This is a genomic window from Novosphingobium sp. ES2-1 (genome assembly GCF_015169775.1).
Lineage (GTDB): Bacteria > Pseudomonadota > Alphaproteobacteria > Sphingomonadales > Sphingomonadaceae > Novosphingobium > Novosphingobium subterraneum.
In genome coordinates, this window is the sequence record NZ_CP063445.1 from 2,247,219 (window position 1) to 2,272,405 (window position 25,187).

Below are 25,187 nucleotides of genomic sequence, written 5' to 3' on the forward strand. Positions count from 1 at the left end.
CTGAGCGACAAGACTGGAGGTTTCGCTTGTCGCGCAAACCCACTAACGCCTCAAAGCAATGTCCCTCACCCGCCTGACCCTGCGCGACTTTCGCAACCATGCCGCGACACGGCTGGAAGGGATGCGCGCGTTCAACGTGCTGGTGGGAGAGAACGGCGCGGGCAAGACCAACGTGCTCGAAGCCATCAGCCTGCTGGCGCCGGGGCGCGGCCTCAGACGTGCGCAGCCGGCCGAGATGGCGGGACGCGATGGGTCTGGCGGGTTCGCAGTGGCGGCAGAAATCGAGGACGGGGCAGTGCAGATCGGCACGTCGACCGCGCACGAGGCTCCCAATCGCCGGCTGGTGCGGATCAATGGTGCGGAAGGGCCGGCGGCGCGGCTGGGGGAATGGCTTTCGATCACCTGGCTGACGCCGGCGATGGACCGGCTTTTCGCCGAAAGTGCCGGATCACGCCGACGGTTTCTCGATCGGCTGGTGCTGGCGCGCGAGCCGGGCCATGCGCGCAATGCGACCCGCTATGAAACGGCGCTGCGCGAGCGCAACCGGCTGCTGGGCGACCCGACGGAACCCGATCCGCTGTGGCTTGACGGGATCGAGGCGCAGATGGCCGAGAGCGGTGCGGCCATGGCAGCGGCGCGGGCCGCACTCGTGGCAGCCCTCGGGCGCGTGCTGGAGACTGTGCCGGAGCAGCCGTTCGCGCGGCCTTCACTGGTCTATGCCAGCGCTGTGCCGATCGAGGCGGACGCGCTGCGTAGCATGCTGCGCGAAGGGCGGCGTCGGGATCGCGCGGCAGGGCGATCACTGATCGGGCCGCATCGCGATGACCTGGCCGTGACGCTGGCGGCGAAGAACGCGCCCGCCGCCGATTGTTCGACGGGTGAGCAGAAGGCGATGCTTATCGCCATTGTCCTCGCCCATGCGGAACTGACGGCGGGCGAGCGCCCGCGCCTGCTGCTGCTCGACGAGATTGCCGCGCACCTCGATCCGGTGCGGCGCACGGCGCTGTTCGAGCGGCTGGAATCAAGCGGGGCGCAAGTGTGGATGACGGGCACCGAGATGGCGCCATTTGCTGAAGTTTCCGGGTCCAGCGCCGTGTGGGCGGTGCGCGACGGATTGGTCGAACCGCTCTGATCGCTACTCGGCCGTGGCCGCTTTCAGCGCCTTTGCCACCTGATCCCTTGTCTCTGCGACGATCTTGTCGACGCCTCGGGCGTTCGGGTGGACATTGTCTTCCAGCATCAGATCCTTTTTGCCGAGGACGGGCGCAAGGAAGAACGGGACCAGGCCAGCCTTGTGCTTCTTCGCGAGATCGGGCCAGATCGGGTTGAATTGCTTCTGGTAGTCCGCGCCCAGATTTGGAGCGGCGAGCATTCCCGTCAGCACCACCGGAATGTCTCGGCTGTCGAACTCGGTCAGGATCGCATCAAGGTTGGCGCGCGTCTCGGCCGGGGGCAGCCCGCGCAGCATGTCGTTGCCGCCGAGGCCGACGAGCGCGAGGGTGGGTTTGACCGGCTGGTTATCGAGCGTGAACTGCAGGCGCTGGAGGGCCGCTGCAGTCGTATCGCCCGAGACGCCCGCATTGACGACCTTGGCGGGCACGCCCCCTGCATTGAGCGCCGCTTCCAGCCGCGGCGGATAGCCCTCACCCGGGTTGAGCTGGTAGCCGGCGTAAAGGCTGTCGCCGAATGCCAGTATGACAGGGGCATCGGCCGGGACCGGTGCCGGCGCCTGTGCGGATGCCGATGCGGTAGGGGTGGCAGCTGGTTCGGGGGCCTTCTCTGGCGAGCAGGCGGCGAGAACAAGGGTGGCGGCATGAGCGAAGCGGCGCATTGAAACTCCATTAGCGCGCCCCCAAGTGCCGGTTGCACGCTGCAACCAATCTATGCCACGTGAGGCCTGTGACAAGCACCCCCCTTTCAAGTTCATCGGCGCCGGTAATCGCCGCATCCGCCCTCACCCTCTCTCTCGGCACCGGGGACGCGCAGGTGCAAATCCTCCGTGGCATCGACCTGACCGTGGCAGCAGGCGAGACCTTGGCGCTGCTGGGGCCATCGGGTTCAGGCAAGTCATCGCTGCTTGCGATCCTGTCCGGGCTGGAGCGGGCAAGCGGCGGGTCGCTCAATGTGGCCGGTGCTGATTTCACTTTACTGGACGAGGACGGCCTGGCCGCCGCGCGGCGCGGGCGGATTGGCATCGTGCTTCAGGCCTTCCACCTTCTGCCGACAATGACCGCGCTGGAAAACGTGGCGACGCCGCTGGAGCTGGCGGGTCAGGCCGATGCCATGGCGCGGGCCGAAGCCGAATTGGTGGCTGTCGGGCTGGGCCATCGCCTGCACCACTATCCGGCGCAGCTTTCGGGCGGAGAGCAGCAGCGCGTGGCGATTGCACGGGCACTCGCGCCGAGCCCTGCCATCCTGTTTGCCGACGAGCCGACCGGCAATCTCGATCATGCGACCGGCGAGGCGGTGGCCGACCTGCTGTTCGCGCGCGCGGCGCAGGCCGGTGCGACCTTCATCATGGTCACCCATGACGAAGCCCTGGCGGCACGGTGCAGGCGGATCGTGCGGCTGGCCGATGGGCAGATCGCTTCGGACAAGGCTTCGTGAACCTTTCGTGGGGCGCCGCATGGGCGTTGGCGCGACGCGGATTGGATTGGCGATTCAAGGGCTTGCGGCTGTTGCTGGTCTGCCTGGTGCTGGGCACGGCGGCGCTCTCGGCGATAGGCACCCTGACGGGCGCGATCGAGCGCGAACTGGCGACGCGCGGGCGGGAGATGCTGGGCGCGGATCTCGAATTCACCCTGGCGGCGCGCCAGCCCTCGGCGGAGGAGCGGGCCGCCATCGCCGCGATGGGCGACCTTTCCGAAGGCGCGCGATTGCAGGCAATGGCGCGGGTGCCGGATGACGATACGCGCACGACGCCTGTCGAATTGAAGGCGGTCGATGCCAAGTGGCCGCTCTACGGGCGGTTCACGCTGGAAGGCGGCAAGGTGGCGGGCGCGCCGCAAGGCATGGCGGCATGGATTGCGCCGGGCGTGGCGGACCGGCTCGGCGTAAAGATCGGTGACAAGCTGCGCGTGGGAGAGGTCGAGCTTCGTGTCGGCGGGGTCATCGGGTCCGAGCCGGATCGGCTGGCAGAAGGCTTTTCGCTGGGGCCGACGGTGATTGTCAGCAAGGCAGCGCTCGATGCTTCGAAGCTGGTGCAGCCGGGATCGATGGTGCGGACCAAGCTGCGCGTGAAGCTTCCTGCCAGTGCCGACGCGGTGGCAATGGGGGAGCGGATAAAGGCGCAGTTTCCGCTGGCCGGGTATGAGGTGCGGACGCGCGACAAGGCCTCGCCGGGGTTGGACCGCTTCGTCTCGCGCATGGGGCAGTTTCTGGTGCTGGTGGCGCTGGCGGCGCTGGCGATTGCCGGGATCGGCATCGGCAATGGGGTGAACTCCTACCTCGAAGCGCGGCGCGGGAGCATAGCGACGCTCAAGATCCTCGGCGCTTCGAGCCGGGACATTGCGCGGATCTATCTGCTGCAGCTGGCCGCCGCTGCGTCTCTGGCGATTCTTGGCGGACTGGTGATCGGGGTGAGCATCACGCCGTTGATCGGCAAGGCGCTGGAAGGCCTTCTGCCGATCGAGGCCGGCTTCGTACTTGATTGGGGCGCTCTGGCGATCGCAGCGGCCTATGGCGCCTTGATTGCGCTGACTTTCGCCGCGCCGCCCTTGGCCCGGGCCAAGGCCTTTCCGGCGATGGCGCTGATGCGGGCGCGGGTCAGTCCGTTGGCGGGCGGCTGGAAGGGCGCGGCGCTGCCGGTCGCGCTCGGGCTTGGCGGGATCGTGGCGCTGGCGGTGCTGACCGCACCGCAGAAGCTGCTCGCCGCCGGATTTCTGGCCGGCGCGGCGGCGCTGTTCCTCCTGCTGTCCGCCCTCGGTTGGGGGCTGCAACGGCTGGCGGCAAAGCTGCCCCGGCCCAGGGGTGCGATTGCGCGGATGGCGCTGGCCAATCTGCATCGGCCGGGAGCGCAGACTTCGGCGCTGGTTGTCGCACTGGGCTTCGGGCTTGCCGCCTTCGTTCTGCTGGCAGGCGTACAGACCAGTCTGGACGGCAACATCGCACTGCGGGTGCCGAACCGGGCGCCCGACTACTTCGTGCTCGACTTGCCCCAGGGAAGGACTGCGGAGTTCGACCGGATCGTGCAGCGCGCCGCGCCTGATGCGGCAGTCCGCAAGGTCCCTGCCCTGCGCGGGTCGATCGTTGCCTATGGACCAGCGGATGCGATGACTCGGGTCGCCGATCTCAAGGAAATTCCGGAGAATGCCTGGCCCCTGCGCGGCGACCGCGGGCTGACCTATGCCGACGAAGTGCCCGAAGGCAATGTGCTCACCGCAGGTGAATGGTGGCCCAAGGCCTATTCTGGCGAGCCATTGGTGTCGGTTGACGACGACCTGCGCGAGGCGCTCGGGCTGAAGCTGGGCGACCGTATCGCGGTCTCGATCCTTGGCGTTGAGCGCAGTGCGAAGATCGCCTCGTTCCGCCGGATCGACTGGGAGAATATGGGCTTCAACTATGTGCTGGTGTTCAGCCCCAACGCCATTGCCGATGCTCCGCACAATCTGGCTGCCACGATCAGCCTGCCGGAAGGCGCGAAGACACCGGACGTGCGCCGAGCGATCCTTGGCGGGTTGGTCAAGGCCCTGCCTTCAAGCTCGGTGATCGAAATCGGGCCGGTGCTGGGTCAGGCGCGCGAGATCCTGTCGCAGATGGGAGCGGCCATCCTTGCTGCGGCGAGCGTGGCGATCCTTGCCGGGATGGCCGTGCTGGCAGGCGCAATTGCCGCCGCGCGCGAACGCAAGACCTACGACAACGTCATCCTGCGCGTGCTGGGAGCAAGCCGCAGGCAATTGCTGGTGCTTCTCGTGGCCGAATACGGGCTGCTCAGCGCGCTTCTGGCGGGCGTGGCGCTGGTGCTGGGCACAGGGGTGGCCTGGGGCGTGATCGTGCTGCTGTTCGAGTTCGACTGGCTGCCCGACTGGCCGCGTATCCTTGGCGTGCTGGGCGCTGGCGTGGCGCTGGTGATGGTGCTGGCGATCACCGGCTCGGTCGGGCTGCTGCGAACCCGACCGGCACAAGTGCTGCGCGAGCTTTAGGAGAATACGTCCGCTGGCGTCGGGTTCTTGGGATCAGGTCCGAAGCGGTTGGGGCCACGCGTGCCCTCGAGGCACATCAGGACGACCAGCGCGAACCAGCCCAGGAACGGAATGAGCCAAAGCAGCAGGAGCCAACCCGTGCGGTCCTGATCGTGAAGGCGCCGCACCGACACGGCAAGGCCCGGAACGATGGAGGCGAGCCAGAACAACCCGCCGATCCATTCCCCGGCCCCCACGAGCCGGGAACCATAGACAAACGCCCCCTCGCCTCGCGTCACCTCATTGGTGCCGAAAACCGCGTTCAGCACGATCATCACCAACACATAGAACAGCGCGAAGCTCCAGTACTCCCTGCGCCGAGAGCGCCCCGAGAATTCGGCATAGCGGCGATAGGGCAGGATCATCCAGTTCATCGCGAAAGCCCCTTGCGTTGGGTCAGCCGAACACGTCGTAACCAGCCGGGTTCTTCGGATCATCGCCAAAGCGGTTCAAGCCTGCGGTGCCCGGCAGGCACAGGATGACGAGAAACGCGATGCTGGCAATCCAACCCACGAACGGGATCATGCCCAGCACGATGAAACCGAGATACCACCAGCCAGACATGTCGCGATCATGCAAGCGGCGCACGATCACTGCGATGCCCGGCACAAGAGTACCGAGAAAGAACACCACCATCAGGACGGCGCCGATCCAGAACGAAACTCCGAACTGAGGGTCCTCGACGCCGGAAAGCGCTGTACCAAGGCCGCCGGCAAACATGAAAGCCCCAATCAAGGCATAGACGATCACCGTGAACAGGGTGAACATCCAGTATTCCTTTCGCCGGGACCGACCGGAAAATTCCGCGTAACGGCGATACGGCATCAGCATCCATTCCATGATTTTCCCCCAAGTCTTTCCGCGTGACCAACGCGAGATGACAAGTGACCATTATTTCGCGGAGACTGCAAGCGCAGTGCGATATCCGTCTCGTCAATTGGCCACGCGCAGGAAAGATGCCGGGGTGGTCTTTGGCGCAGATCCCGGTTCGGAAACGAGGGTCAGACCAAACTTGTCAAACAGTGCGCACGGGCCCCGACATTCATTTGAGCCAGCCGGCCTCGCGATACCACGCGGCGGTGGCATGCAAGCCCATTGCCGTTTCGACCTGTGGCAGCCAGAGTCCGGGAGGCGGCTGATTGCCCTCGCCGGCGCGCCAATCGGGGTGACACATGTAGCCGACGCGATCGAGCGTGAGCTTGGCGCCCTTTCCACGGAACGTGGCGTCAAGCTTGGCGCCAAGGCGCAGGATGCTGGCGGGGAGGTTTACCGCGGTGGCGCGCCTGCCTACCGCCATGCCGATGGCCTTGGCGAGATCGTTGTGGGTCCAGCCTCCCGGGGTGCCGTCATCGGGCTCGAAGGTCAGGTGCGTGACGTCCTCGCCGCCCGGAATCAGCGCGAGCAGCAGGCGCGCAAGGTCGTTGACGTGGATGATCGAGAGATGCCCTTGCGGCGGAAGCGGCACGATGCCCCGGCGGGCGAGCTTGAACAGCTCGAACATCTCGGTATCGCGCGGGCCGTAGACGGCGGGCGGCCGTACCACCGTCCAGTCGAGACTGCTGGCCTTGACGATCTTTTCGCCCCGCAACTTGGACCGGCCGTAGATCGACAGGTCCGGCTCGCGCGCAGAGAGCGATGAGACGTGGACGAAGCGCGGGACGCCGGCTTCCAGCGCCGCATTGACCACATTCAGCGTGCCCCAGACGTTGCCGTCCTCGAAGCCCTGCTCATCCGGCGCGCTGACCACCCCGGCAATATGCAGGACCACGCTCGCACGTCCGACGAGACGCTGCAGCGCGCGCTTGTCGCCCAGATCACCCTGAACCCACTCGACGCCGACGCGGGCATCCTGCGGGCGGCGGGCGAGCGCGCGGACCTCGATCCCGGCGCGGGCGGCGTAGTCGAGCACGGCTTGGCCGACGAAGCCGGTGGCTCCGGTAATCGCCAGCAGTTCCGCCGCCATTACAGCAGCACCATCTGGTCGCGATGGATCAGTGCCGAGCGGGGAGCGTAGCCAAGAATCTGCTCATGCTCGCGGCTGTGATGGCCCTTGAGGCGGAGGCATTCGGCTGCGTCATATTCCGACAGCCCCCGCGCCAGCGTTTGGCCATCGGGTGCGATCACGGCAATGGCATCGCCACGCTGAAAATCGCCTTCGACTTGCAGAATGCCGGCAGCAAGCAGGCTGGAGCCGCGCGCGAGAGCGGCAGCGGCACCGGCATCGACATGGACGCTCCCGCGCATGCGCATGCGTCCGCCCAGCCATGCCTTCCGCGCCTGCTTGCGGCCGCGCGGCAGGAAAAGCGTACCGCGATCGGCGCTCAGGGCAGCGTGGATCGGCGAAACGGGCTGACCGTCGATGATGGCGAGTGCCATGCCTGCGAGTTCGGCAATCTCTGCCGCCTGCAGCTTGGACGTCATGCCACCCGATCCGAGGCCGGAGGAGGAACCGCCTGTCGCCATGGCATGAATTTCGGGCGTCACGCCCTTCACCACTGGAATGCGCACGGCTCCGGGTTGGCGGGGATCGCGGTCATACAGCCCGTCGATATCGGACAGCAGCAGGACACCCGAAGCCCCGGCTGCCTGCCCGACGCGCGCGGCAAGGCGGTCGTTATCGCCGAAGCGGATTTCCTGCGTGGCGACAGAATCGTTCTCGTTGATCACCGGCACCGCGCCTGCGGCCAGCAGCGTCCCGAGCGTAGCGGTGACGTTAAGGTAGCGGCGACGGTCTTCGAGATCCTCAAGCGTCAGCAGGATTTGTGCCGCAGCAAGCCCGTGTGCGGCAAGCAATTCGGCCCACAGGCCTGCAAGCGCGATCTGGCCGACCGAGGCCGCAGCCTGCGCATCGGAAAGACTTCCGCGCCCACCCTTGGCAAGGCCGAGCCTGCGGGCGCCCAGGGCAATTGCGCCGGAGGAGACGACGATGACTTCCTGACCGGCAGCGCGGGCCGCCGCTATTTCGGCAACCAGCGCGGACAGCCATTCACGCCGCGGCGCACCGTCCTTGCCCACGAGCAGCGCCGAACCGACCTTGACCACCAGGCGCGGACAGGCAGAGGCGTCGGTCAGGTGGGCAAGCTGGCTGATCTTCATGAGGGCCGCTTAGGGCAATTGTGACGGATCGTGAAGGGCTGTCAGTCCCGCTGGCGGAGCGCTTGGGCGATCAGATCGGCGACCACGGCTTCTGGTCAGCCTCTTCCTCCACCTCGCCCGTCGGCCGCTCGGTTGCCGTGGCGAGCGGCAGGTGTTCGAGGACTGCATCGAGCAAGGCGTCCATGCCCTTCCCGGTCGCGCCGGAGATCGGATAGACCTTGCTTGCGCCTGCCTCGCGCAGTTCCTTGGTGAAGGCCTTGACCAGTTCGGCATCGACAAGATCGATCTTGTTGAGTGCGATCAGGCGGGGCTTTTCATCGAGCCCGGCACCGTAGGCTTCGAGTTCCCCTTCGACGATCTGCATGGCTTCGACAGGATCGGTTTCACTGTGGATGTCGATAAGGTGGATCAGCACGCGGCAACGTTCAATATGACCGAGGAAGCGGTCGCCAATCCCTGCACCATCGGCCGCGCCTTCGATCAGGCCGGGAATGTCCGCCAACACGAACTCGCGGTTGCGATGGCGCACGACGCCCAGTTGCGGACGCAGCGTGGTGAAGGCGTAATCGCCAACCTTGGCCTTGGTGTTGGTGATCTGGTTGATGAAGGTCGACTTGCCCGCATTGGGCAGGCCGACAAGGCCAGCGTCTGCGAGAAGCTTCAGGCGGAGCCAGACGTACATTTCCTCACCCGGCCAACCGGGACCGTGCTGGCGGGGCGCACGATTGGTGGACGACTTGTACGAGGCATTGCCCCGGCCGCCATCGCCGCCGCGCAGAAGAACCTTCTGGACACCCACTTCGGTCATGTCGAGCAGGACGGTCTCGCGATCGTCGTCGAGAACCTGCGTGCCGACCGGCACCTTGATGACGAGGTCGTTGCCGCCCGCACCAGTACGGTTCTGGCCCGCGCCGCCGCCGCCTCGCTGCGCCTTGAAGTGCTGGGTATAGCGGAAGTCGATCAGGGTGTTGAGGCTGGTGACGGCTTCGAAGATGATGTCGCCGCCCTTGCCGCCGTTGCCGCCGTCGGGACCGCCGTATTCGACATACTTCTCGCGCCGGAAGCTGACCGCGCCTGGGCCGCCCTGCCCTGAACGGATGAAGATCTTGGCCTGATCGAGAAAATGCATGCGGGTAACTGTTTCCAATGACAGGCCCGGAGCAAATGCAACACGCCGCCCCGGAAGCGAGCCTTTTACCCGTTCATGGAGAGCTTGTAACGCCGAACCGCGAGGCGCCTGCCATATCAGGCGGTTCGGTGATACCTGGTGGAGCCGAGGGGGATCGAACCCCTGACCTCGTCATTGCGAACGACGCGCTCTCCCATCTGAGCTACGGCCCCGTTCCCGGTATCGCCCCACGGTGTGCTCACCGCAGGGAGCGCCGCCATTAGCGCAGCGCCTCCCCACTGAAAAGAAATTTTTTGCCTGTCCAGTCCGGCTCAGTGCCCGGCGGCAGTACCGTCCGGAACAGGCGCCGCGGTGATCTTCACCGCCTGCTGCGGCGGATTGACAAGGCTGCCGTACTGGGCCTGCCAGATGGCAAGATCCGTGCGATAGACCTCATAACGACGATAGAAGTCGTCGAACACGACTTCGATATTGGGCAGGCTGCGCACGGCGAAGGCCTCAAGATCGGCCGACTTGACGGCCGCACCATCGCGGCTGACCGCCATCACGGCATCGCAGAAGTCCGAAAGCGTCGGTGGCAGGGCATAGTGGTTATACACCTGCGTGATGTAAGCCTCACGCGGAGCGATGAACTTGGCACCGTACTTGGCCTTGAATTCGACATCGAGGCGCTTGTTAATCGCGTTCAGCACCTTGTTGTGCGTGGTCAGGAAAGCCTTGTAGCGGGGCAGGATGTCGGCATGGACCGGGGCGTTGCAGTTCAGCGCGGCCACATTGTAGGCCGAGCGAAGGTTCCACACCATCTGGGCCGACGAGATGTTGCGGTTCAGCGATTGGCGCAGTCCATTTGCATCGGCTGGCGGAACCGCGATGTTGTCCGAAGCGCCATTGGGTGCCTTGGGCTTTGGCGGAATGACCACGACCTTGGGTGGCGGGGGTGGCGGGGGTGGCGGAGGCGGCGGCGGCTTGGGCGCGCACGAAGCAAGGCCGATGGCCAACCCTGCAGTAACAAGACTTGGCGCGACGATACGCCGGAAACGAAACATTGGCATTCCCCCAATTCCGATCCCGAAAAGGACCGTGACAGGCAGACGGTCCCTTGCTGCAGCGTGTCAAAATGCTGCACGAACCATCCTGTATGCAAGATGAAGGTAAGCGTAGCGCCCGCGCGGGCAAATGAGAATCCCCCAGACAATAAAAACCCGGCGAACCGTTGCGGTCCGCCGGGTCAATCTGGTTCGGTTCGGGTGCTTTTCAGATCAGCGGCGCTCGCCCATGAACTGCAGCAGGAACTGGAACATATTGATGAAGTCGAGGTAGAGGCTCAGCGCGCCGAGAACGACGGCCTTGCCGGCGAATTCGGTTCCGGCGACGTAGGCATACTGCTCCTTGAGGCGCTGGGTATCATAGGCGGTCAGGCCCGCGAAGATCAGCACGCCGAGGAAGCTGATAGCCCAGCCCAGACCCGACGACTTCAGGAAGATGTTAAGCAGCGACGCGATCAGGATGCCGAAGACACCCATGATCAGGAAGCTGCCCATGCCCGACAGGTCCTTCTTGGTGGTGTAGCCGTAAAGGCTCAGACCCGCGAAAGCGCCGGCCGTGGCGAAGAACGTCGTCGCGATCGAAGCGCCCGTGTAGACGAGGAAGATCGTCGACAGCGAAAGGCCCATGGCAACCGCAAAGCCCCAGAACATGCCCTGAAGAGCCGTGGTCGAGAACTTGTTCGCCCCAAAGCTCATGAACATGACGAAGGCGAGCGGCGAAAGCATCACCAGCCAGATCAGCGGGGTGCCGAGCAGCGTCAGCGTGAAGCCGGTGGTTGCCGACAGCAGCGCCACGATGCCAGAGAGCATCACGCCCGAGGCCATGTAATTGTAGATCGACAGCATGTGACGGCGCAGACCCGCGTCGAACACTTCGCCGCGAGCGGAAACGCCGGAAAGGCTCGGAGACGCGCCGAAGCCCGTTCCGGTGGGCCGAGGGTCGTTCCAGTTTGCCATTTTCAAAGCTCCGTTCTGTGGCCCCAATGGCCACGTACGCGGAATATCGGCGCTTTCGCCTGTGCTTTCAAGGGAAACCGGACCAACCGACAGGTCGCCGACTGTAACGAATTGTTGCCGCGTTCAGCGCGCCTTCCGCGCCATCTCTGTCATCTCGGCACTGCGATCACGCGCGCCGCGCAATGTATCCTCGATGAGGCGAACCAGGCGATCATCGGCATCAAGCACGTCGATGCCGACCTGGGTGACTCCTCCCGGGCTGGCGACCCGGCGGGCGAGTTCAGCGGGCGAATGCTCGGACCTGGCCGCAAGCATCGCCGCGCCCTCGACCATCGACAGCGCCAGCCGGTCCGCCTGCTGCCGCGCCAGGCCCAGTGCAGCCGCGCCTTGGGCGAGCGCATCGATGAAACGGTAGACGAACGCAGGGCCTGAGCCCGCAAGTGCGGTGACGAGATCCATCTGATCCTCGCCAGACAGCCATTCGGCCTGTCCCAGAGGGGTCATCAGGGCATCGGTCTCGGCACGCGCAGCATCGTCCGCATCACCGACCAGCGCAATTGGCGACTTGCCGAGAGCGGCGGCAAGGTTCGGCATGACGCGGACGATTGCGCGGGCAGCAGGAAAACTGGCGCGCAAGGTGGCGAGATCGACGCCTGCCAGAATCGAGAGCAGGAGCGTGTTCGTGCCGACGTAGGGCCGGACCGAGGCGACCGCATCGGGCAACTGCTGCGGCTTGAAGCCAAGCAGCACCACATCAAACGCGCCTTCACCCTCAGGCGCGGAGCCCAGCAGGCGCGTGCCTTCCGGCGCGACCTCCAGGTAGGGATCGACAATCGTGAAAATCTCGGGCGCGTAGCCGCCTGCGAGCCAGCCTTTGAGCATGGCTCCACCCATGTTGCCGCAGCCGAACTGGAGGATGGTTTTGGTCATGGGGGATTTCCTTGAGTCGCGTTTGCGCGGTCAATGCCGGGACGGTGGGCTTATCGCAATGGCTTAAGCCCTGCTCCCCCGCGAAGGCGGGGCCTCAGTCGTTTTACGCTGACGCTCCGAGAGACCACCGAGGCCCCGCCTGCGCGGGGACGCATCAGCGTCGAGCAGGTTCAGGCCTCGCCCGCCGCATCCACCATGGCGCTGGCAAGCGCGTCGGCCGGGCTCTTGTCGCCCCACAGGATGAACTGGAACGCCGGATAGAACCGGTCGCACTCGTCCACCGCTGCTTCGATCGCCGCCTGGGCCTGACTGATGCTGAGCAGACCCTCGTCACCGAGCATCAGGCCATGGCGGTACAGCAGGACAGAACCATTGGACCAGATGTCGAAGTGACCGATCCACACTTGCTCATTGATCAGGGCCATCAATTCATAGACGGCCCCCTTCTTGTCGTCGGGAATGCGGATATCGGGCAGGCAGAGAATCTGGAGGACGTGATCCTCGACGCGCCAGATGGCCCGTAACTGATAATTGGCCCAGGAGCCTTGAATTTCGCCGGTAACCTCGTCGTCCGAGACAAATTCGCATGGCCAGCCGCGCGCTTCGAAAAGCGAGGCGATCATGTCGACAGGCGCTGCCTCCTCGCGCTCGTTGTCGTCATGGCCGGTCCGCATGGTACGTCCCCTGAACACTTGATCGGGCCTCCTCGGCTGGTTGGCCCGGCAGGGCGATCTGCCCTGACTGCTGCTCGAAACGTCAATGGCGGTTCACACCCCCGCCCGACAATCGCGGGTTAACAGGCGGTTGGGCAAAACTCGACAACCTTGTGGGAAAGCTGTGGACAAGGAGTGAACAGCAAACTCCGCCCGAGGTTCCGCCTCCCACCCTATTTGAGAGAGAGAGTATCGACCGGTTGACCCGCCGGGCTGGTCCACTGGTAACTCGAAACCCCGTCCTTCTTGAGCTTCGTGACGAAATCCTGCGCCTCAGCCTCGCTAGCGAAGGGGCCGGTCAGCAGGCGGAAATTGCTGCGCCAGGGCGACAGATAAGGCTTGCGCGAGCGCAGGAGCGCAGGTGCTTCCTTCAAGAGACGGCGCCACTCGGTGTCCATGACGTCCTTGTTCGCCCCTGTCAGCACTTGCACCCAGATCCGGCTTGGATGGCTGGGGCCGGCCTTCTTGGCCTTGGCCTCTTGCGCCTCTTTCGCTGCAGCCTTGGGATCCTTGACCGGCTTGCCGTCCTTGCCCAGTTTCACCGCGTCCTTGGCCGAGGGCTTCTGTGGCTCTTTCGTGGGCACGCGCGAAACGTCCGTTGGTCCATCGGGCCGTTCGCCGCGTGGGTCGGGCTTGATGGCCTTGGCGGCGGATGCCGGAGCAATCCGCGTTATGTCGACTGCAGGGACCGAAGTGGCGCGCTCCTCTGGAGGAGGAGCGAAGGATTTGAACAAGGTTGCGAGGTCGCGCGCAGGAGGCGGCGTGTTGGCCGCTGCCGTCTGCACCTCGGGTGATGATGACACGGGCGCGACCGCAGCGGGCATTGCAACCTGAGCACCAACCGGGGCAGGCGCAGCGCCTGGCGCTGTTGCGGATGCCGTTGTCGGAGAAGCAGCAGTCGCAGGCGGGGGGACAGAAGCCGGTCCGACCTTGGCCAGATCAAACCCGCCCGCCGGCGTGAGCGATGGTGCTGGCCGGCTATTGGCAGCACCAACGGGCGAAGCTGGTTGGGTAGTGGCCGTGGGACCCGCTCTCACCGGCGCAGCGGATGCAATTGCTAAGCTGCTTGCCTGAGCAGGGGGCGAGGCCGTTGCTCGGGCAGGATTATTCGCTGGCGCAGCGGTCGGGTCCTGTTGGAAGCCGGGCCTTGCAATCGGGTTTGCCGATGGCGCGATCGTCGTCGTCGGTGCCGGAGTTGTCAGCGGCCTCGCAACCGGCGACTGGGCGGGTGCCGATGGCGCCGGGCGAATGGGTGGAACTGCGGGGCGCACCGATCCGGGTGGTACATCGAGCGCCGAAAGCACCGTCGGTCGGGGAACGACCGGAGTCGTGCTTGACGGAGGATCCGGCCGCACTGCTGGCGCGGCGCTCGCATAAGTCTGGACCGGCGGCAGTTCAGCCGGCGGCGAGGTGCGCACTGCAGGACGGACAACGACCGTGGCAGATGCGGCACTGTCGCTCTTGCCGGGGCGGCGGCGTTTTTCGCGACTGGGCTTTTCGCTGGCCGCGACGGAAGGGCCAAGAGGCGCACCTGCCGGAATAAGGCCCGCTTCCGCCGTGCGCGGGGCACGCGGGTTGAGCGCAGCATATTGCACCACTCGAGGATCATCGCGCCCGATGTCTGCTGCGCGGGGAAAGCGCCCGAAGTTTGCTGCAGCCGCCTGCTGCGCCGGAGTTAGGCGCGGCATATAGCGCAAGTAGGGCGCGATGCCCGATGCCAGATCCTGCGGCATCGAGGCGTAGGCAATGGCCACTGCCTCGTCCGGACCACCCGTCACCGCCATCGCGAAGGTGCGGGTGCGCCACGCTGCACGATCCTGCTTTTCAATCAGCGGGGCCAGCAGGGCCTCGGCCCCGCGCCGATCGCCCGATATGGCAAGACTCATTGCATAGCGGCGCGTGATCTCGTCATCCCCGCCCCGGCTCAGCGCAACCTGATACCAACGCTGTGCGCGTCCATTGTCCCCGACGAGATCGTAGGCGAGCGCCCGATCCGCAGCCATGGCAAAGGTATCGGCACCGGTTCGCTCTGCCTCGTCAAAGGCGCGGATGGCCTCAACGGGATTTTCCGCGACAAGCTGGGCCTTGCCAAGCAGGGCCTTGGTTCGGACATTGCCCGGCTGGACCTCGTCAGCCCGGGCAAGGAACCCGATCGCGGCATCGCTGTCACCCAGCTTCAACGCGGCGCTTGCCGCATCGAATAGGGCGGTAACATTCCTCGGATCGGCGCCGAGCCGAGCCAAAGCGGCATTGAGTTCGCGGCTGGGACTGGGGGCAGTAGACTGCACCACCGGGCGCGATACCGTCGCGGGGCCATCAGGATCGTCGTCCGCTTGGGCTAACGCCCGCGGCGACGCAGCGCAAAGCAGGAGCGCCAGAGCAAGCCTTAGACGCGATGAGCCCGAGAACTGCGCGATGGGGAGCCGATTCGTCATCCTGCCGCGCTCTTTACCGTCTTGAAGATGAAGCGGCGGCAACAAGGGCCGCCGCTTCGCAACTGGTTACTGGTTGTTCTGGCGACCGAGGAAGCGCGGAATGTTGAGCGAGCCGCCTTCATCGCCATCGTCGTCGCCGGTGGGCGCGCGGTTACCGCGCGAAAGATTGGCCATGCGCTCGAACAGGGTGCTGCCACCGGCAGGCTTTGCAGGCTCTTGCTCCGGCGCGCGGCCAAGGCGGGGCATCTGGGGCGCAGGATCGGGCGCGGGCGCGGGTGCCGGCGCGGCCACTGGCGGTTCGGCAGGAGCCTCCAGGCCACCCAGAAGCAACTCTTCCGAAGCGGGTTCTTCCTGCGCGGCAGAAAGATCCAGCGTAAGATCCAGCGGTTCCGGCTCAGGCGCCGCTGGCACTTCGGGCTGGACCTGCTCGGCCGCCGGCGTCCATGCCGGTTGAGCAGGCTCCGGGGCGGCGGGTGGCGGTGGCGTGTAGACCGGTGCAGCCGGCGCAGCCGTTGGCACGGCAGGACCGCGCGCACTGCTCGGAATCGAGACCGGACGCGACGCGATTTCGGCCTGCTCCTGGCTTTGTTCGATGCCGGTTGCGACAACCGAAACCCGGATCTTGCCATCGAGATCGGGATTGAAGGCCGAACCCCAGATGATGTTCGCGTTCGGATCGACCAGTTCGCGAATGTGGTTGGCGGCTTCGTCAACCTCGAGCAGCTTCATGTCGTCGCCGCCGATAATCGAGATGATCACGCCCTTGGCGCCCTGCATCGACACGCCATCGAGCAGCGGATTGGCGATGGCGCGTTCGGCAGCTTCGAGCGCACGGTTCGGACCTTCGCCCTCGCCCGTACCCATCATCGCCTTGCCCATCTCGCCCATGACCGACCGCACGTCGGCAAAGTCGAGGTTGATCAGGCCCGGCATGACCATGAGGTCGGTGATCGAGCGGACGCCCTGCTGCAGCACTTCGTCAGCCAGCTGGAACGCTTCCTTGAAGGTCGTTTCGGCCTTGGCCACCAGGAACAGGTTCTGGTTGGGGATGACGATCAGCGTATCGACGTGCTTCTGCAGCTCCTCGATGCCGCTTTCGGCCGAGCGCATGCGGCGCGTGCCTTCGAACAGGAACGGCTTGGTCACCACGCCCACCGTCAGCACGCCCTTGCGACGCGCCGCTTCAGCAATCACAGGAGCCGCGCCCGTGCCGGTGCCGCCGCCCATGCCGGCCGCGATGAACACCATGTGCACGCCTTCAAGCGCGCGCTCGAGTTCCTCGATCGTCTCTTCCGCAGCAGCGCGGCCCACTTCGGGACGGGCGCCTGCACCAAGGCCCTGCGTGATGTCCGGCCCGAGCTGGATGCGGTTCTCGGCGATCGAATTGTTGAGCGCCTGCGCGTCGGTATTGACGACGATGAACTCGACGCCCTCGATCTGCGCGTTGATCATGTTGGCGATGGCATTGCCGCCTGCACCACCAACCCCGATCACCGTGATCCGGGGACGAAGTTCGTCAATTGCCGGCGGTCCGATGTTGATGCTCATAGTCGGTCTCCCAATCGGGTCATATGTCTCGCTGCTGGCCGGAACGCGCACCAAACGAGATTGGAAAGCTTCACATTAACCTGTTGCACAAGGCTGCGCGGCGAATCAAAGGCGCAGCAACCTTTTCCACAGGTTGCAACACCATGACGGGCCAACTTCGCGCCCCGAGAGCGCTGAACCGGGCCGAAAGGCCGTTCAGAAGTAATCCCTTACCGCCCGCATGAGGCGAATCAGCAGCTTCTTGCCGCCATATGCTCCGCCAACCGGATCGTTGGCTGGACCGATGGCGCGAATGTCCACCGGATCGGCCGCAGCGAACAGGACGAGCCCTACAAGGGTGGAGGAACTTGGCGTGGCATGGCCCGGCGGAAGGCCGAGCATCGTCGGCGGCGAACCAATGCGTACCGGCCGACCGAGCGCCGATTGCGCATAGTCGGCAAGCCCGGGAAGCTGCGCGCCACCTCCGGTCAGCACGACCTGCTGCCCGGTCTGGCCAACAAAGCCCATCGACTTCAGGGACTTGCCCACTTCCTCGGTGAAGAAGCCCAGTTGCTGGGTAATGACCGAGATCAGCTCTGCCCGCGGAATGCGGTTCTTGTCATCGGCATGACGAGCAACCGGACCGCCTTCGGGATCTCCCGGCGCGTTGACCGGGATCATCTCGCGATGGTCAGCAGGGCTGGCAATTGCCGAGCCGGACATGCACTTGAGCCGTTCGGCCTGATAGCGACGAATGCCGAAGGCCGAGGCGATCGCGTCGGTGATATCGCCCGAGCCGTACTGGATCACCTGCATGCCGAGCAGCATGCCCGCCGCATAGACCGATACCGTCGTGACCTCCGCCCCGAACTCGACCAGCGCCACGCCCAGTTCCCGCTCTTCCGGCGTGAGGCATGCGTGCCCGGCTGCGACCGGCGATCCGACGACAGCCTCGACCTCAAGATGGGCGTTCTGCACTGCCTCGCGAAGATTGCGAACCGGCGCGCCATCGGCAAGCATCACGTGGATGTCGACGGCAAGCCGTTCGGCATGAAGGCCCTTGGGGTTGGGCACGCCGTGGGCGCCATCGAGCGTGTAGTGCGCAGGCTGGGCGTGAAGCACGGTGCGTCCGTCTGGCTGGATCACGCCACGTCCGGCCACCAGCAGATGCTCGATGTCGTCCTGTTCGATCCGCCGTCCGCCGACCTCGACCTCGACCCGCGCAGTGGTGCTGGCAAGGCCCGCTCCTGCGCAGCCGATCCAGACCTTCTGGATATCGACATTGGCCATCTTCTCGGCACGCTCGATCGCGTCGCGCACTGAATGGGTCGCCGCTTGCATGTCGGTGACATAGCCGCGCTTGATCCCTTGGGCGGCGCGGTGCCCGGAACCAAGAACGACCATCTCGCCCGTTTCCGAAAGCCCCGCGATCATCGCGGAAACGCGGAACGAGCCGATGTTTACGGCAGCAAAGACCTTGGTGATGCGGGGCGTTGCCATTGCGGTGGATCAGCCCTCGTCGCTCTTGGCCGCAGCCGCGATGTGCTTGGCTTCGGCCTTGGCCTGATCGGCAGCGCGCTTTTCCGCCGCAACTTCGTCGGCGTGCCCCGGCACGCGCATGTAGATGCGGTCGGGCGCGCGCATGTCGAACGCGGCGACCTTGCCTCCGAGCAGCCGGTTCACCCCGTCCATCCGGGCGAAACTCAGCAGCGCTCCGGCAGACTTCTCGTCGCCTTCAGGCAGGGCAAGAACCTGCCCCGTCTTGAACGTGAGGTTCCAGCGGCGATTGCCAACCCATTCGGCTTCCGAAACCTGCGGCTTCAAGGCAGGCGCGGCATCCAGCAGCCGCGTGAGGTCCTGAACACGCTGGCCGACGCCTAGGCCCGACAGCACGAGCATACCCTTGGCCTTGTCGAACTTCACGGTCTCGAGCTCCACGCCGGAATCGTCAATCAGCACCATGCGGTCGGGCTTGCGCAGCACGGCATGCGGATTGCGCTCGACGATGTCGATCACCAACGTGTCGGGCAGCTTGCGCGAAACGCGGGCATCCTTGACCCACGGCAACTGGTTCAGTTCGTCGCGCAAAGCCGCGAGATCGAGCGTGGTCATCGCGCGGTCATTCTGACCCAGCACACGCTCGTAAATACGCTGCTCGTTCATGCGGTTGACGCCGCGAACTTCGAGATGGCTGACCTTGAACCCGGCATCGGACGCGATCAGCGCCGCCTGTTCGGACGCAAGCGTCGGGATTCCAGCCATGACCGCCACGGTCCACACGATTGCGGCTGCAGCCGCCAGAATCAGCGTCATGAGGATGCGGTGCAGCGTCTCCTCGCTGAACGGCAGCCAGTGCATCACGGTGTCGAGCACTGAACCGGTCTGCTGGCGCGCAGCCTGGACCTTGCGCTGCGTCGTCCGTGCGGCCGCTGCCCGCCGCACGCCCTTTCCGCCACGCTTGATCGTCTGCGCCATGGTTCAGGCCTTCCCCATTGCCTTGCCGGAGTCCTTCAGGGCCTCGGCGATGATCGCCTCGACCAGATCGGGATAGTCCATGCCCAGTGCCCTGGCCTGCTCGGGTACGAGGCTGAGCGGAGTCATGCCGGGCTGAGTGTTGACCTCCAGCAGGAACAGGCCTTCCACCCCCTGCTCGTCGTCCCAGCGGAAGTCGGAGCGGCTGGTGCCCTTGCAGCCGAGCAACTGGTGCGCGCGCAGGGCGATCTGCTTGCATGCCTCGGTGATTTCGTCCGGGATCTCGGCCGGGCAGATGTGATCGGTCATGCCGTCGGTGTACTTTGCATCGAAATCGTAGAAACCGGACTTGGGGCGCAGTTCGGTGACGAGCAGCGCACGGTCGCCGATCACCGCCGTGGTCAATTCGCGGCCGCGAATGAAGGGTTCCGCAAGAAGCTCGTCGAACTCCTGCCATGGCCCGCGCGCGTCGGCGCTGATCGGATTGCCGTAATTGCCGTCTGCCGTGACGATCGCGACGCCAACCGACGAGCCTTCGTTCACTGGCTTGAGCACATAGGGACGCGGCAGGGGATCGGCCTTGTAGAGCTCCTCCGTGTGCACGATTCGTCCGCCCGGCATGGGGATGCCATGCGGCACCAGCGCCTGCTTGGTGAGTTCCTTGTCGATCGCGATGACCGAGGTGGCGAGGCCGGAATGGGTATAGGTCAGCCCCATGATATCCATCAGACCCTGGATCGAGCCATCCTCGCCGGGCGTGCCGTGAAGCGCATTGAACACGACATCGGGCTTGGCTTCAGCCAAGCGCAGGGCAACCTCGCGATCCATGTCGATCCGCGAGACCTTGTGGCCCTTCGACTCAAGCGCCTTGGCCACGCCTTCGCCCGACATGAGGCTGACGGGGCGCTCGCTCGACCAGCCGCCCATCAGCACCGCGACGTGGAGTTTTGAAAGCGTCACGGTCTGCCAATCCTCTTGATTTCCCATTCGAGCTCCACGCCCGACATATTCTTCACGCGCTTGCGCACTTCCTCGCCCAGCGCTTCGATCTCGGCACTGGTGGCCTCGCCGGTGTTGATCAGGAAGTTGGTGTGCTTTTCGCTAACCTGTGCGCCGCCCATCGTGAGCCCACGGCAACCGGCCTTGTCGACCAGTTCCCACGCCTTCGCGCCATCAGGGTTCTTGAAGGTGGAGCCACCAGTCTTGGAGCGCAGCGGCTGCGAAGCTTCGCGCGCCGCGCTGATACGGTCCATTTCAGCCTGGATCGCTGCGGGCTCGCCCGGATGCCCGCGGAAACGCGCGGCGACGACAATGGAGCCATCGGTCAAGTCGGAGTGGCGATAGGTATAGCCGAGTTCGGAGACCGGCAGCGTCGCCACCTCGCCCGAACGGATCACCACATCGCAATCGATCAGCACGTCCTTGACCTCGCGGCCATAGGCGCCGCCGTTCATGCGCACGAAGCCGCCGACAGTGCCGGGGATCGAGCGCAGGAATTCGAGGCCCGCGATGCCGTTGTCACGCGCAGTGGAAGATACGAGAATGCCGCTGGCTCCGCCGCCGCAGTTGAGCGTGACCTCGTCGACCTTCTGGACCTTGGCGAAAGCCTTGCCCAGACGAATTACGACGCCCGGAACGCCTCCATCGCGAACGATCAGGTTGGAGCCCAGGCCCAGCGCCATGACGGGCACGTCCGGCGCCAGACCCGCGAGAAACTCCTTCAGGTCGGCAATGTCCTTGGGCTCGAACAGCCAATCGGCCGTGCCGCCGGACTTGAACCATACCAACGGGGCAAGTGGGGCATTCGGTGTCAGCTTGCCGCGAACCGAAGGCAGCGCAAGAGTGGTCACCCCTGCCCCCTTTCACGCGCAATCGCGTCGGCAAGACCCGCTGCCCACTTGGTGATGTCGCCCGCGCCGAGGCAGACGACCATGTCACCGGGCTGCGCCGTTGCGGCGAGTTCCTTTGCCAGCGCGTCGGCCCCGGCTGTCAGATGCGCCGAGCGGTGGCCGCGCGCCTTGATGCCTTCGACCATCGCGGCGCTGTCCACGCCCTCGATCGGCTGTTCGCCAGCGGGATAGACCGGCGCGGCATAGACGACGTCGGCATCGTTGAAGGCGCCCTGGAAGTCATCCATGTGGTCGCGAAGGCGAGTGAAGCGGTGCGGCTGAACCACGGCGATGACCCGGCCCTGCACGCCTTCACGCGCGGCAGCAAGAACGGCGCGGATTTCCACAGGATGGTGGCCGTAATCGTCGATCACCGTAACGCCATCGACTTCGCCAACCTTGGTGAAGCGGCGCTTGACCCCGCCGAACTTGCCGAAGCCGGTGCGGATGAGTTCGTCGGAAACGCCCATTTCCACTGCGACCGCGACCGCAGCGAGTGCGTTCTGGACGTTGTGGCGGCCCGGCATCGGCAGTTCGATGCCCTCGATGCGGCGGAACGAGCCATCGCGCTGGCGCAGCACGGCAGTAAAGCGATTGCCGCCAGGGATCGGCGTGACGGCTTCGCCGCGCACGTCGGCTTGCGCAGAGAAGCCGTAGGTCACGACGCGGCGGTCCCGTACCTGGGGGATGATCGCCTGCACTTCAGGGTGATCAATGCACAGCATGGCTGCGCCGTAGAACGGCACGTTCTCGATGAACTCGACGAAGGCCGACTTCACCTTGTCGAAGCTGCCGTAGTGATCGAGGTGTTCCGGGTCGATGTTGGTGACGACCGCCAGCGTGCCATCGAGCCGCAGGAACGAGCCGTCGCTCTCGTCCGCCTCGACCACCATCCACTCGCTGTCGCCCAGACGCGCGTTGGAGCCATAGGAATTGATGATGCCGCCGTTGATCACCGTGGGGTCTATGCCCCCGGCATCGAGCAGGCAGGCGACCATCGAGGTCGTCGTCGTCTTGCCGTGCGTGCCAGCAACCGCGACCGTGCTCTTCAGCCGCATCAGTTCGGCCAGCATTTCGGCGCGGCGTACAACCGGGATGCGGTTTTCCAGCGCAGCGACGACTTCGGGATTGTCGCGCTTCACGGCGGTTGAAGTCACAACCACAGCCACGCCATCAACGTTCTCGGACTTCTGCCCGATCATCACCTTGATGCCACGCGAGCGCAGGCCATCGACGACATAGCTTTCGGCCATGTCGGAACCCTGCACCGAATAGCCCATGTTGTGCATGACTTCGGCAATGCCCGACATGCCGATGCCGCCGATGCCGACGAAGTGGATCGTCCCGATCTCGGTGCCGACGCCCTTCATGCCAGTTGCTCCTGCCCCGCAGGCGCAGCACTGCGCGTATCAACGCGGATCACGTCCATGATCGGCTCGCCCCCGAAGCTCTCGACCAGATCGGCAAGATCGCTGACGGCGTTGGGCAGGCCACAGTTCCACGCGGCATGCGCGGCATTCACCAACGCCTGCGGATGTTGCGCAATTGCCTGGATTTGCAAGCAGATGTCCTTGGAAAGCTTTTGTATTGCATCAGCGCGCTGACGAAGCACTGCGTTTCGCTTTTCGCCTGAAAATGTGTCCGGCTCCAGCATAGTCGGCGCAGGCTGGCGAATGGCACGGGCACCGCCCGCAGTAACCATTTCACGCGTGTTCGCCGCTTGATGGTCGTCAGTTGCAATGGGGAGAGGCAACAGTATGGCAGGCCGGCCTACTGCAGTTAACTCCGCAATTGTTGAAGCCCCCGCGCGACCAATAAACAGATGCGTGCCCGCAAGCCGACTAGCCATGTCTTCGAAATACGTGCCGAGCTCCGCAGGAATCTCATGCGTTGCATAGCGTGCGCGCACTGTTTCCAGGTCTTCCGGGCGGCACTGCTGCGTTACCTGCAAGCGGTGACGCAAGCTTGGTGGCAACATCGCAAGAGCATCGGGTACGACTTCCGAAAGAACCGAAGCGCCCTGGCTGCCACCGGTCACCAGCACGCGAAACAGGCTGTCCTCGGTGAACTCGGGGAACGGTTCGCCGCGCAGTGCCAGCACCTCTGGACGCACCGGATTGCCGACGCGGTGGACCTTGCCCCAAAGCTTGGGATCAAGCCGATCCACTTCTCCGTAAGCCGTCGCAATGGCGTCCACACGCTTGGCAAGGAAGCGGTTGACCCGGCCCAGCACCGCGTTCTGTTCGTGGATCACCGTGGGGATCTTCGCCGAATGAGCCGCCAGCAGCGCTGGCAGTGCGGGGTAACCGCCAAAGCCGATCACGCACGACGGCTCGAAGCTTTCGAACAGGCGCAGAGCCATCGCTCTGCCCTGCCAGATCGCGCTCAGGCCCTTGAGCAGCGCCACCGGACTTTTTGCCAGACGCCCGGCCGGAAGAACGTGCGCCGGCATGAAATCAGGCTTGCCGGGGATCTTCGCGCCGCGCTCGTCCGTAACCAGAGCCACGTGGTGGCCGCGGCGTTCCAGCTCGACCGCCAACGCGAAGGCCGGAATAAGGTGTCCGCCCGTGCCGCCCGCAGCGAGCACATAATGCCGAGAAGCGCCACTCATTTGCGCACCAGTTCCGTAACGTCGAACTTCTCGCGCGAAAGGTAGGGGTTGCGCCGCGTGATCGTGAGCAGCAGCCCGACGCCCATGAGCAGCGCGATGGTGGACGATCCGCCGTAGCTGATCAGCGGCAAGGTCATGCCTTTCGAAGGGAAAAGTTGCAGGTTCACAAGAATGTTGATGAACGCCTGCCCGACCAGCTGTGCGGTCAGCCCGGCTGCCGCAAGGATGGTGAACAGATCGTCCTCATCGAGCAGGCGCATCAGCACGCGCAGCGCGATCGCGCAATAGATCGTGACGATCACCGCGCAGGCGATCAGCCCGAATTCCTCTCCGACCACCGAAAAGATGTAATCGGTGTGCGCTTCGGGCAGCGCATTCTTGCGACTGCCGAGCCACAGGCCGGTCCCGCTCCACCCGCCGTTCATCAGCGTGCGCATGGCAAGGTCGACCTGGTCAAACTCGCTGCCACCCGAAATGAAGTTGTCGATGCGGTGCGTTGCGTTCGGGTAGAAGAAGTACGCGGCAATGACCACCAGGATCAGCCCGCCCATGGCGTAAAGGATTTTGTTGACCGACAGGCCCGAAAGCAGCGCCAGCACGAACCACACGCCGCCGAACAGCATGGTGGAACCGAAGTCCGGCTGGGCCATTAGCAGGATGCCGACCAGCCCCATGATCGCCACGGTGATGGGTATGACGGGAATGTTCGGATCGCGCACCCGCCACGACAGGATCCAGGCGAGGGCAATGGCGAAACCGGGCTTGAGAAATTCCGAAGGCTGCAGGCTGAAGCCGATCCACAGCCAGCGTTTCGCACCCTTAACCTCGCTGCCGACAAGCGGCACCAGCACCAGCGCAAAAATCATCGCCGCCGCGAGCAGGATGGCCCCGCGTCGAGCCGCCTCCTTGGGCAGGACAGACGCAAAGAACATCGCGACCAGCCCCACCGCGACCCAACGCAGGTGAATCCAGAAGAAGTAAAGATCACCGAGCGACTTCTGGTTCGTGGAAAGGCGATGCGCCGAAGCAGGGGAAGCAGCAGCGACGGCGATACAGCCGATCGTCACCAGCGAGAGGATCAGCGTCAACAGCACCCGATCGATCTCGCGCCACCAGATCAGCAGTTCGCTGCGACGGCTGCGGCGAAAGCGCGCACCGTGGCCGACCACGCGCACGCCGCCATCGGGCATGGTGGTGGTCAC

General features: G+C 65.0%; 22 protein-coding genes and 1 tRNA gene. 3 read left to right on the plus strand and 20 right to left on the minus strand.

What is annotated here, in order from left to right:
• Positions 1-58 precede the first annotated feature (58 nt).
• On the plus strand, positions 59-1,132 hold the full coding sequence (gene recF, locus IM701_RS10930) for a DNA replication/repair protein RecF (RefSeq protein WP_039337337.1): 1,074 nt from the start codon (positions 59-61) through the stop codon (positions 1,130-1,132).
• 3 nt (positions 1,133-1,135) lie between these two features.
• Here the strand turns inward: recF and IM701_RS10935 are convergent, their stop codons facing one another.
• Entirely contained in the window at positions 1,136-1,831 is a 696-nt protein-coding gene (locus IM701_RS10935) for an arylesterase (RefSeq protein WP_193826958.1), read from the minus strand.
• A gap of 68 nt (positions 1,832-1,899) precedes the next feature.
• Between IM701_RS10935 and IM701_RS10940 the strand changes: the two genes are divergently transcribed.
• Together IM701_RS10940 and IM701_RS10945 are read left to right on the plus strand one after the other, a co-directional pair.
• Entirely contained in the window at positions 1,900-2,607 is a 708-nt protein-coding gene (locus IM701_RS10940) for an ABC transporter ATP-binding protein (protein WP_193826959.1), read from the plus strand.
• Positions 2,604-5,141: an ABC transporter permease gene (locus IM701_RS10945; protein ID WP_193826960.1), complete on the plus strand. Its 2,538-nt coding sequence runs from the start codon at positions 2,604-2,606 to the stop codon at positions 5,139-5,141. The genes IM701_RS10940 and IM701_RS10945 overlap by 4 nt, the downstream gene beginning before the upstream one ends.
• Here IM701_RS10945 and IM701_RS10950 read toward each other — a convergent pair.
• The 19 genes from IM701_RS10950 to IM701_RS11040 form a co-directional block, all read right to left on the minus strand.
• Entirely contained in the window at positions 5,138-5,554 is a 417-nt protein-coding gene (locus tag IM701_RS10950; protein WP_193826961.1) for a DUF805 domain-containing protein, read from the minus strand. The two genes, IM701_RS10945 and IM701_RS10950, sit on opposite strands and share 4 nt — an antisense overlap.
• 22 nt (positions 5,555-5,576) lie before the next feature.
• Positions 5,577-6,020 (minus strand): DUF805 domain-containing protein, encoded by a 444-nt coding sequence (locus tag IM701_RS10955; RefSeq protein WP_193826962.1) that lies wholly within the window; start codon positions 6,018-6,020, stop codon positions 5,577-5,579.
• A gap of 202 nt (positions 6,021-6,222) precedes the next feature.
• Complete coding sequence (locus IM701_RS10960) at positions 6,223-7,143, minus strand: NAD(P)-dependent oxidoreductase (RefSeq protein ID WP_039337328.1); 921 nt, start codon at positions 7,141-7,143, stop codon at positions 6,223-6,225.
• A complete protein-coding gene (gene proB / locus IM701_RS10965; protein WP_039337326.1) occupies positions 7,143-8,276 on the minus strand; it encodes a glutamate 5-kinase in 1,134 nt (377 codons plus the stop codon). The genes IM701_RS10960 and proB overlap by 1 nt, the downstream gene beginning before the upstream one ends.
• A gap of 70 nt (positions 8,277-8,346) precedes the next feature.
• Positions 8,347-9,405: a GTPase ObgE gene (gene obgE / locus IM701_RS10970; RefSeq protein ID WP_193826963.1), complete on the minus strand. Its 1,059-nt coding sequence runs from the start codon at positions 9,403-9,405 to the stop codon at positions 8,347-8,349.
• 136 nt (positions 9,406-9,541) lie between these two features.
• Positions 9,542-9,617, minus strand: a tRNA-Ala gene (locus tag IM701_RS10975).
• A gap of 99 nt (positions 9,618-9,716) precedes the next feature.
• Entirely contained in the window at positions 9,717-10,451 is a 735-nt protein-coding gene (locus IM701_RS10980; protein WP_062780387.1) for a hypothetical protein, read from the minus strand.
• A 213-nt stretch (positions 10,452-10,664) separates the two neighbouring features.
• Positions 10,665-11,408: a Bax inhibitor-1/YccA family protein gene (locus IM701_RS10985; protein ID WP_039334114.1), complete on the minus strand. Its 744-nt coding sequence runs from the start codon at positions 11,406-11,408 to the stop codon at positions 10,665-10,667.
• Positions 11,409-11,531: 123 nt separating this feature from the next.
• The gene (proC, locus tag IM701_RS10990; protein ID WP_193826964.1) at positions 11,532-12,338 is read right to left on the minus strand and encodes a pyrroline-5-carboxylate reductase; all 807 of its coding nucleotides are present in this window, start codon (positions 12,336-12,338) and stop codon (positions 11,532-11,534) included.
• Between the two features lie 170 nt (positions 12,339-12,508).
• Entirely contained in the window at positions 12,509-13,012 is a 504-nt protein-coding gene (locus IM701_RS10995; RefSeq protein WP_039334116.1) for a YbjN domain-containing protein, read from the minus strand.
• 212 nt (positions 13,013-13,224) lie between these two features.
• A complete protein-coding gene (locus IM701_RS11000) occupies positions 13,225-15,486 on the minus strand; it encodes an SPOR domain-containing protein (protein WP_193826965.1) in 2,262 nt (753 codons plus the stop codon).
• 66 nt (positions 15,487-15,552) lie between these two features.
• The gene (gene ftsZ, locus IM701_RS11005) at positions 15,553-17,034 is read right to left on the minus strand and encodes a cell division protein FtsZ (RefSeq protein WP_193826966.1); all 1,482 of its coding nucleotides are present in this window, start codon (positions 17,032-17,034) and stop codon (positions 15,553-15,555) included.
• Positions 17,035-17,229: 195 nt separating this feature from the next.
• Positions 17,230-18,513 (minus strand): cell division protein FtsA, encoded by a 1,284-nt coding sequence (ftsA, locus tag IM701_RS11010; protein ID WP_062347718.1) that lies wholly within the window; start codon positions 18,511-18,513, stop codon positions 17,230-17,232.
• 9 nt (positions 18,514-18,522) lie between these two features.
• Positions 18,523-19,488 carry a cell division protein FtsQ/DivIB gene (locus tag IM701_RS11015; protein ID WP_193826967.1) on the minus strand — a complete coding sequence of 322 codons (966 nt, stop codon included), beginning with the start codon at positions 19,486-19,488 and terminating at the stop codon, positions 18,523-18,525.
• Between the two features lie 3 nt (positions 19,489-19,491).
• Entirely contained in the window at positions 19,492-20,445 is a 954-nt protein-coding gene (locus IM701_RS11020) for a D-alanine--D-alanine ligase (protein WP_039334137.1), read from the minus strand.
• Entirely contained in the window at positions 20,442-21,335 is an 894-nt protein-coding gene (gene murB / locus IM701_RS11025; protein WP_230487676.1) for a UDP-N-acetylmuramate dehydrogenase, read from the minus strand. The genes IM701_RS11020 and murB overlap by 4 nt, the downstream gene beginning before the upstream one ends.
• The gene (gene murC / locus IM701_RS11030; RefSeq protein WP_193826968.1) at positions 21,332-22,744 is read right to left on the minus strand and encodes a UDP-N-acetylmuramate--L-alanine ligase; all 1,413 of its coding nucleotides are present in this window, start codon (positions 22,742-22,744) and stop codon (positions 21,332-21,334) included. Before murC ends, murB begins: the two co-directional genes overlap by 4 nt.
• Positions 22,741-23,985: a UDP-N-acetylglucosamine--N-acetylmuramyl-(pentapeptide) pyrophosphoryl-undecaprenol N-acetylglucosamine transferase gene (locus IM701_RS11035; RefSeq protein ID WP_193826969.1), complete on the minus strand. Its 1,245-nt coding sequence runs from the start codon at positions 23,983-23,985 to the stop codon at positions 22,741-22,743. Before IM701_RS11035 ends, murC begins: the two co-directional genes overlap by 4 nt.
• Positions 23,982-25,175 (minus strand): FtsW/RodA/SpoVE family cell cycle protein, encoded by a 1,194-nt coding sequence (locus tag IM701_RS11040; RefSeq protein ID WP_193828429.1) that lies wholly within the window; start codon positions 25,173-25,175, stop codon positions 23,982-23,984. Before IM701_RS11040 ends, IM701_RS11035 begins: the two co-directional genes overlap by 4 nt.
• Positions 25,176-25,187 lie beyond the last annotated feature (12 nt).

Excerpts from the sequence above, each read along its gene's own strand:
- IM701_RS10985 (WP_039334114.1), bottom strand. The coding sequence starts at position 11,408 with ATGGCAAACTGGAACGACCCTCGGCCCACCGGAACGGGCTTCGGCGCG.
- murC (WP_193826968.1), bottom strand. The coding sequence starts at position 22,744 with ATGAAGGGCGTCGGCACCGAGATCGGGACGATCCACTTCGTCGGCATC.
- IM701_RS11035 (WP_193826969.1), bottom strand. The coding sequence starts at position 23,985 with ATGAGTGGCGCTTCTCGGCATTATGTGCTCGCTGCGGGCGGCACGGGC.
- IM701_RS10955 (WP_193826962.1), bottom strand. The coding sequence starts at position 6,020 with ATGGAATGGATGCTGATGCCGTATCGCCGTTACGCGGAATTTTCCGGT.
- proC (WP_193826964.1), bottom strand. The coding sequence starts at position 12,338 with ATGACCAAAACCATCCTCCAGTTCGGCTGCGGCAACATGGGTGGAGCC.
- proB (WP_039337326.1), bottom strand. The coding sequence starts at position 8,276 with ATGAAGATCAGCCAGCTTGCCCACCTGACCGACGCCTCTGCCTGTCCG.
- recF (WP_039337337.1), top strand. The coding sequence starts at position 59 with ATGTCCCTCACCCGCCTGACCCTGCGCGACTTTCGCAACCATGCCGCG.
- IM701_RS10960 (WP_039337328.1), bottom strand. The coding sequence starts at position 7,143 with ATGGCGGCGGAACTGCTGGCGATTACCGGAGCCACCGGCTTCGTCGGC.
- IM701_RS11015 (WP_193826967.1), bottom strand. The coding sequence starts at position 19,488 with ATGGCGCAGACGATCAAGCGTGGCGGAAAGGGCGTGCGGCGGGCAGCG.
- IM701_RS10950 (WP_193826961.1), bottom strand. The coding sequence starts at position 5,554 with ATGAACTGGATGATCCTGCCCTATCGCCGCTATGCCGAATTCTCGGGG.
- IM701_RS10935 (WP_193826958.1), bottom strand. The coding sequence starts at position 1,831 with ATGCGCCGCTTCGCTCATGCCGCCACCCTTGTTCTCGCCGCCTGCTCG.
- ftsA (WP_062347718.1), bottom strand. The coding sequence starts at position 18,513 with ATGGCAACGCCCCGCATCACCAAGGTCTTTGCTGCCGTAAACATCGGC.
- IM701_RS10980 (WP_062780387.1), bottom strand. The coding sequence starts at position 10,451 with ATGTTTCGTTTCCGGCGTATCGTCGCGCCAAGTCTTGTTACTGCAGGG.
- ftsZ (WP_193826966.1), bottom strand. The coding sequence starts at position 17,034 with ATGAGCATCAACATCGGACCGCCGGCAATTGACGAACTTCGTCCCCGG.
- IM701_RS11040 (WP_193828429.1), bottom strand. The coding sequence starts at position 25,175 with ATGCCCGATGGCGGCGTGCGCGTGGTCGGCCACGGTGCGCGCTTTCGC.
- IM701_RS10995 (WP_039334116.1), bottom strand. The coding sequence starts at position 13,012 with ATGCGGACCGGCCATGACGACAACGAGCGCGAGGAGGCAGCGCCTGTC.
- obgE (WP_193826963.1), bottom strand. The coding sequence starts at position 9,405 with ATGCATTTTCTCGATCAGGCCAAGATCTTCATCCGTTCAGGGCAGGGC.
- IM701_RS11000 (WP_193826965.1), bottom strand. The coding sequence starts at position 15,486 with ATGACGAATCGGCTCCCCATCGCGCAGTTCTCGGGCTCATCGCGTCTA.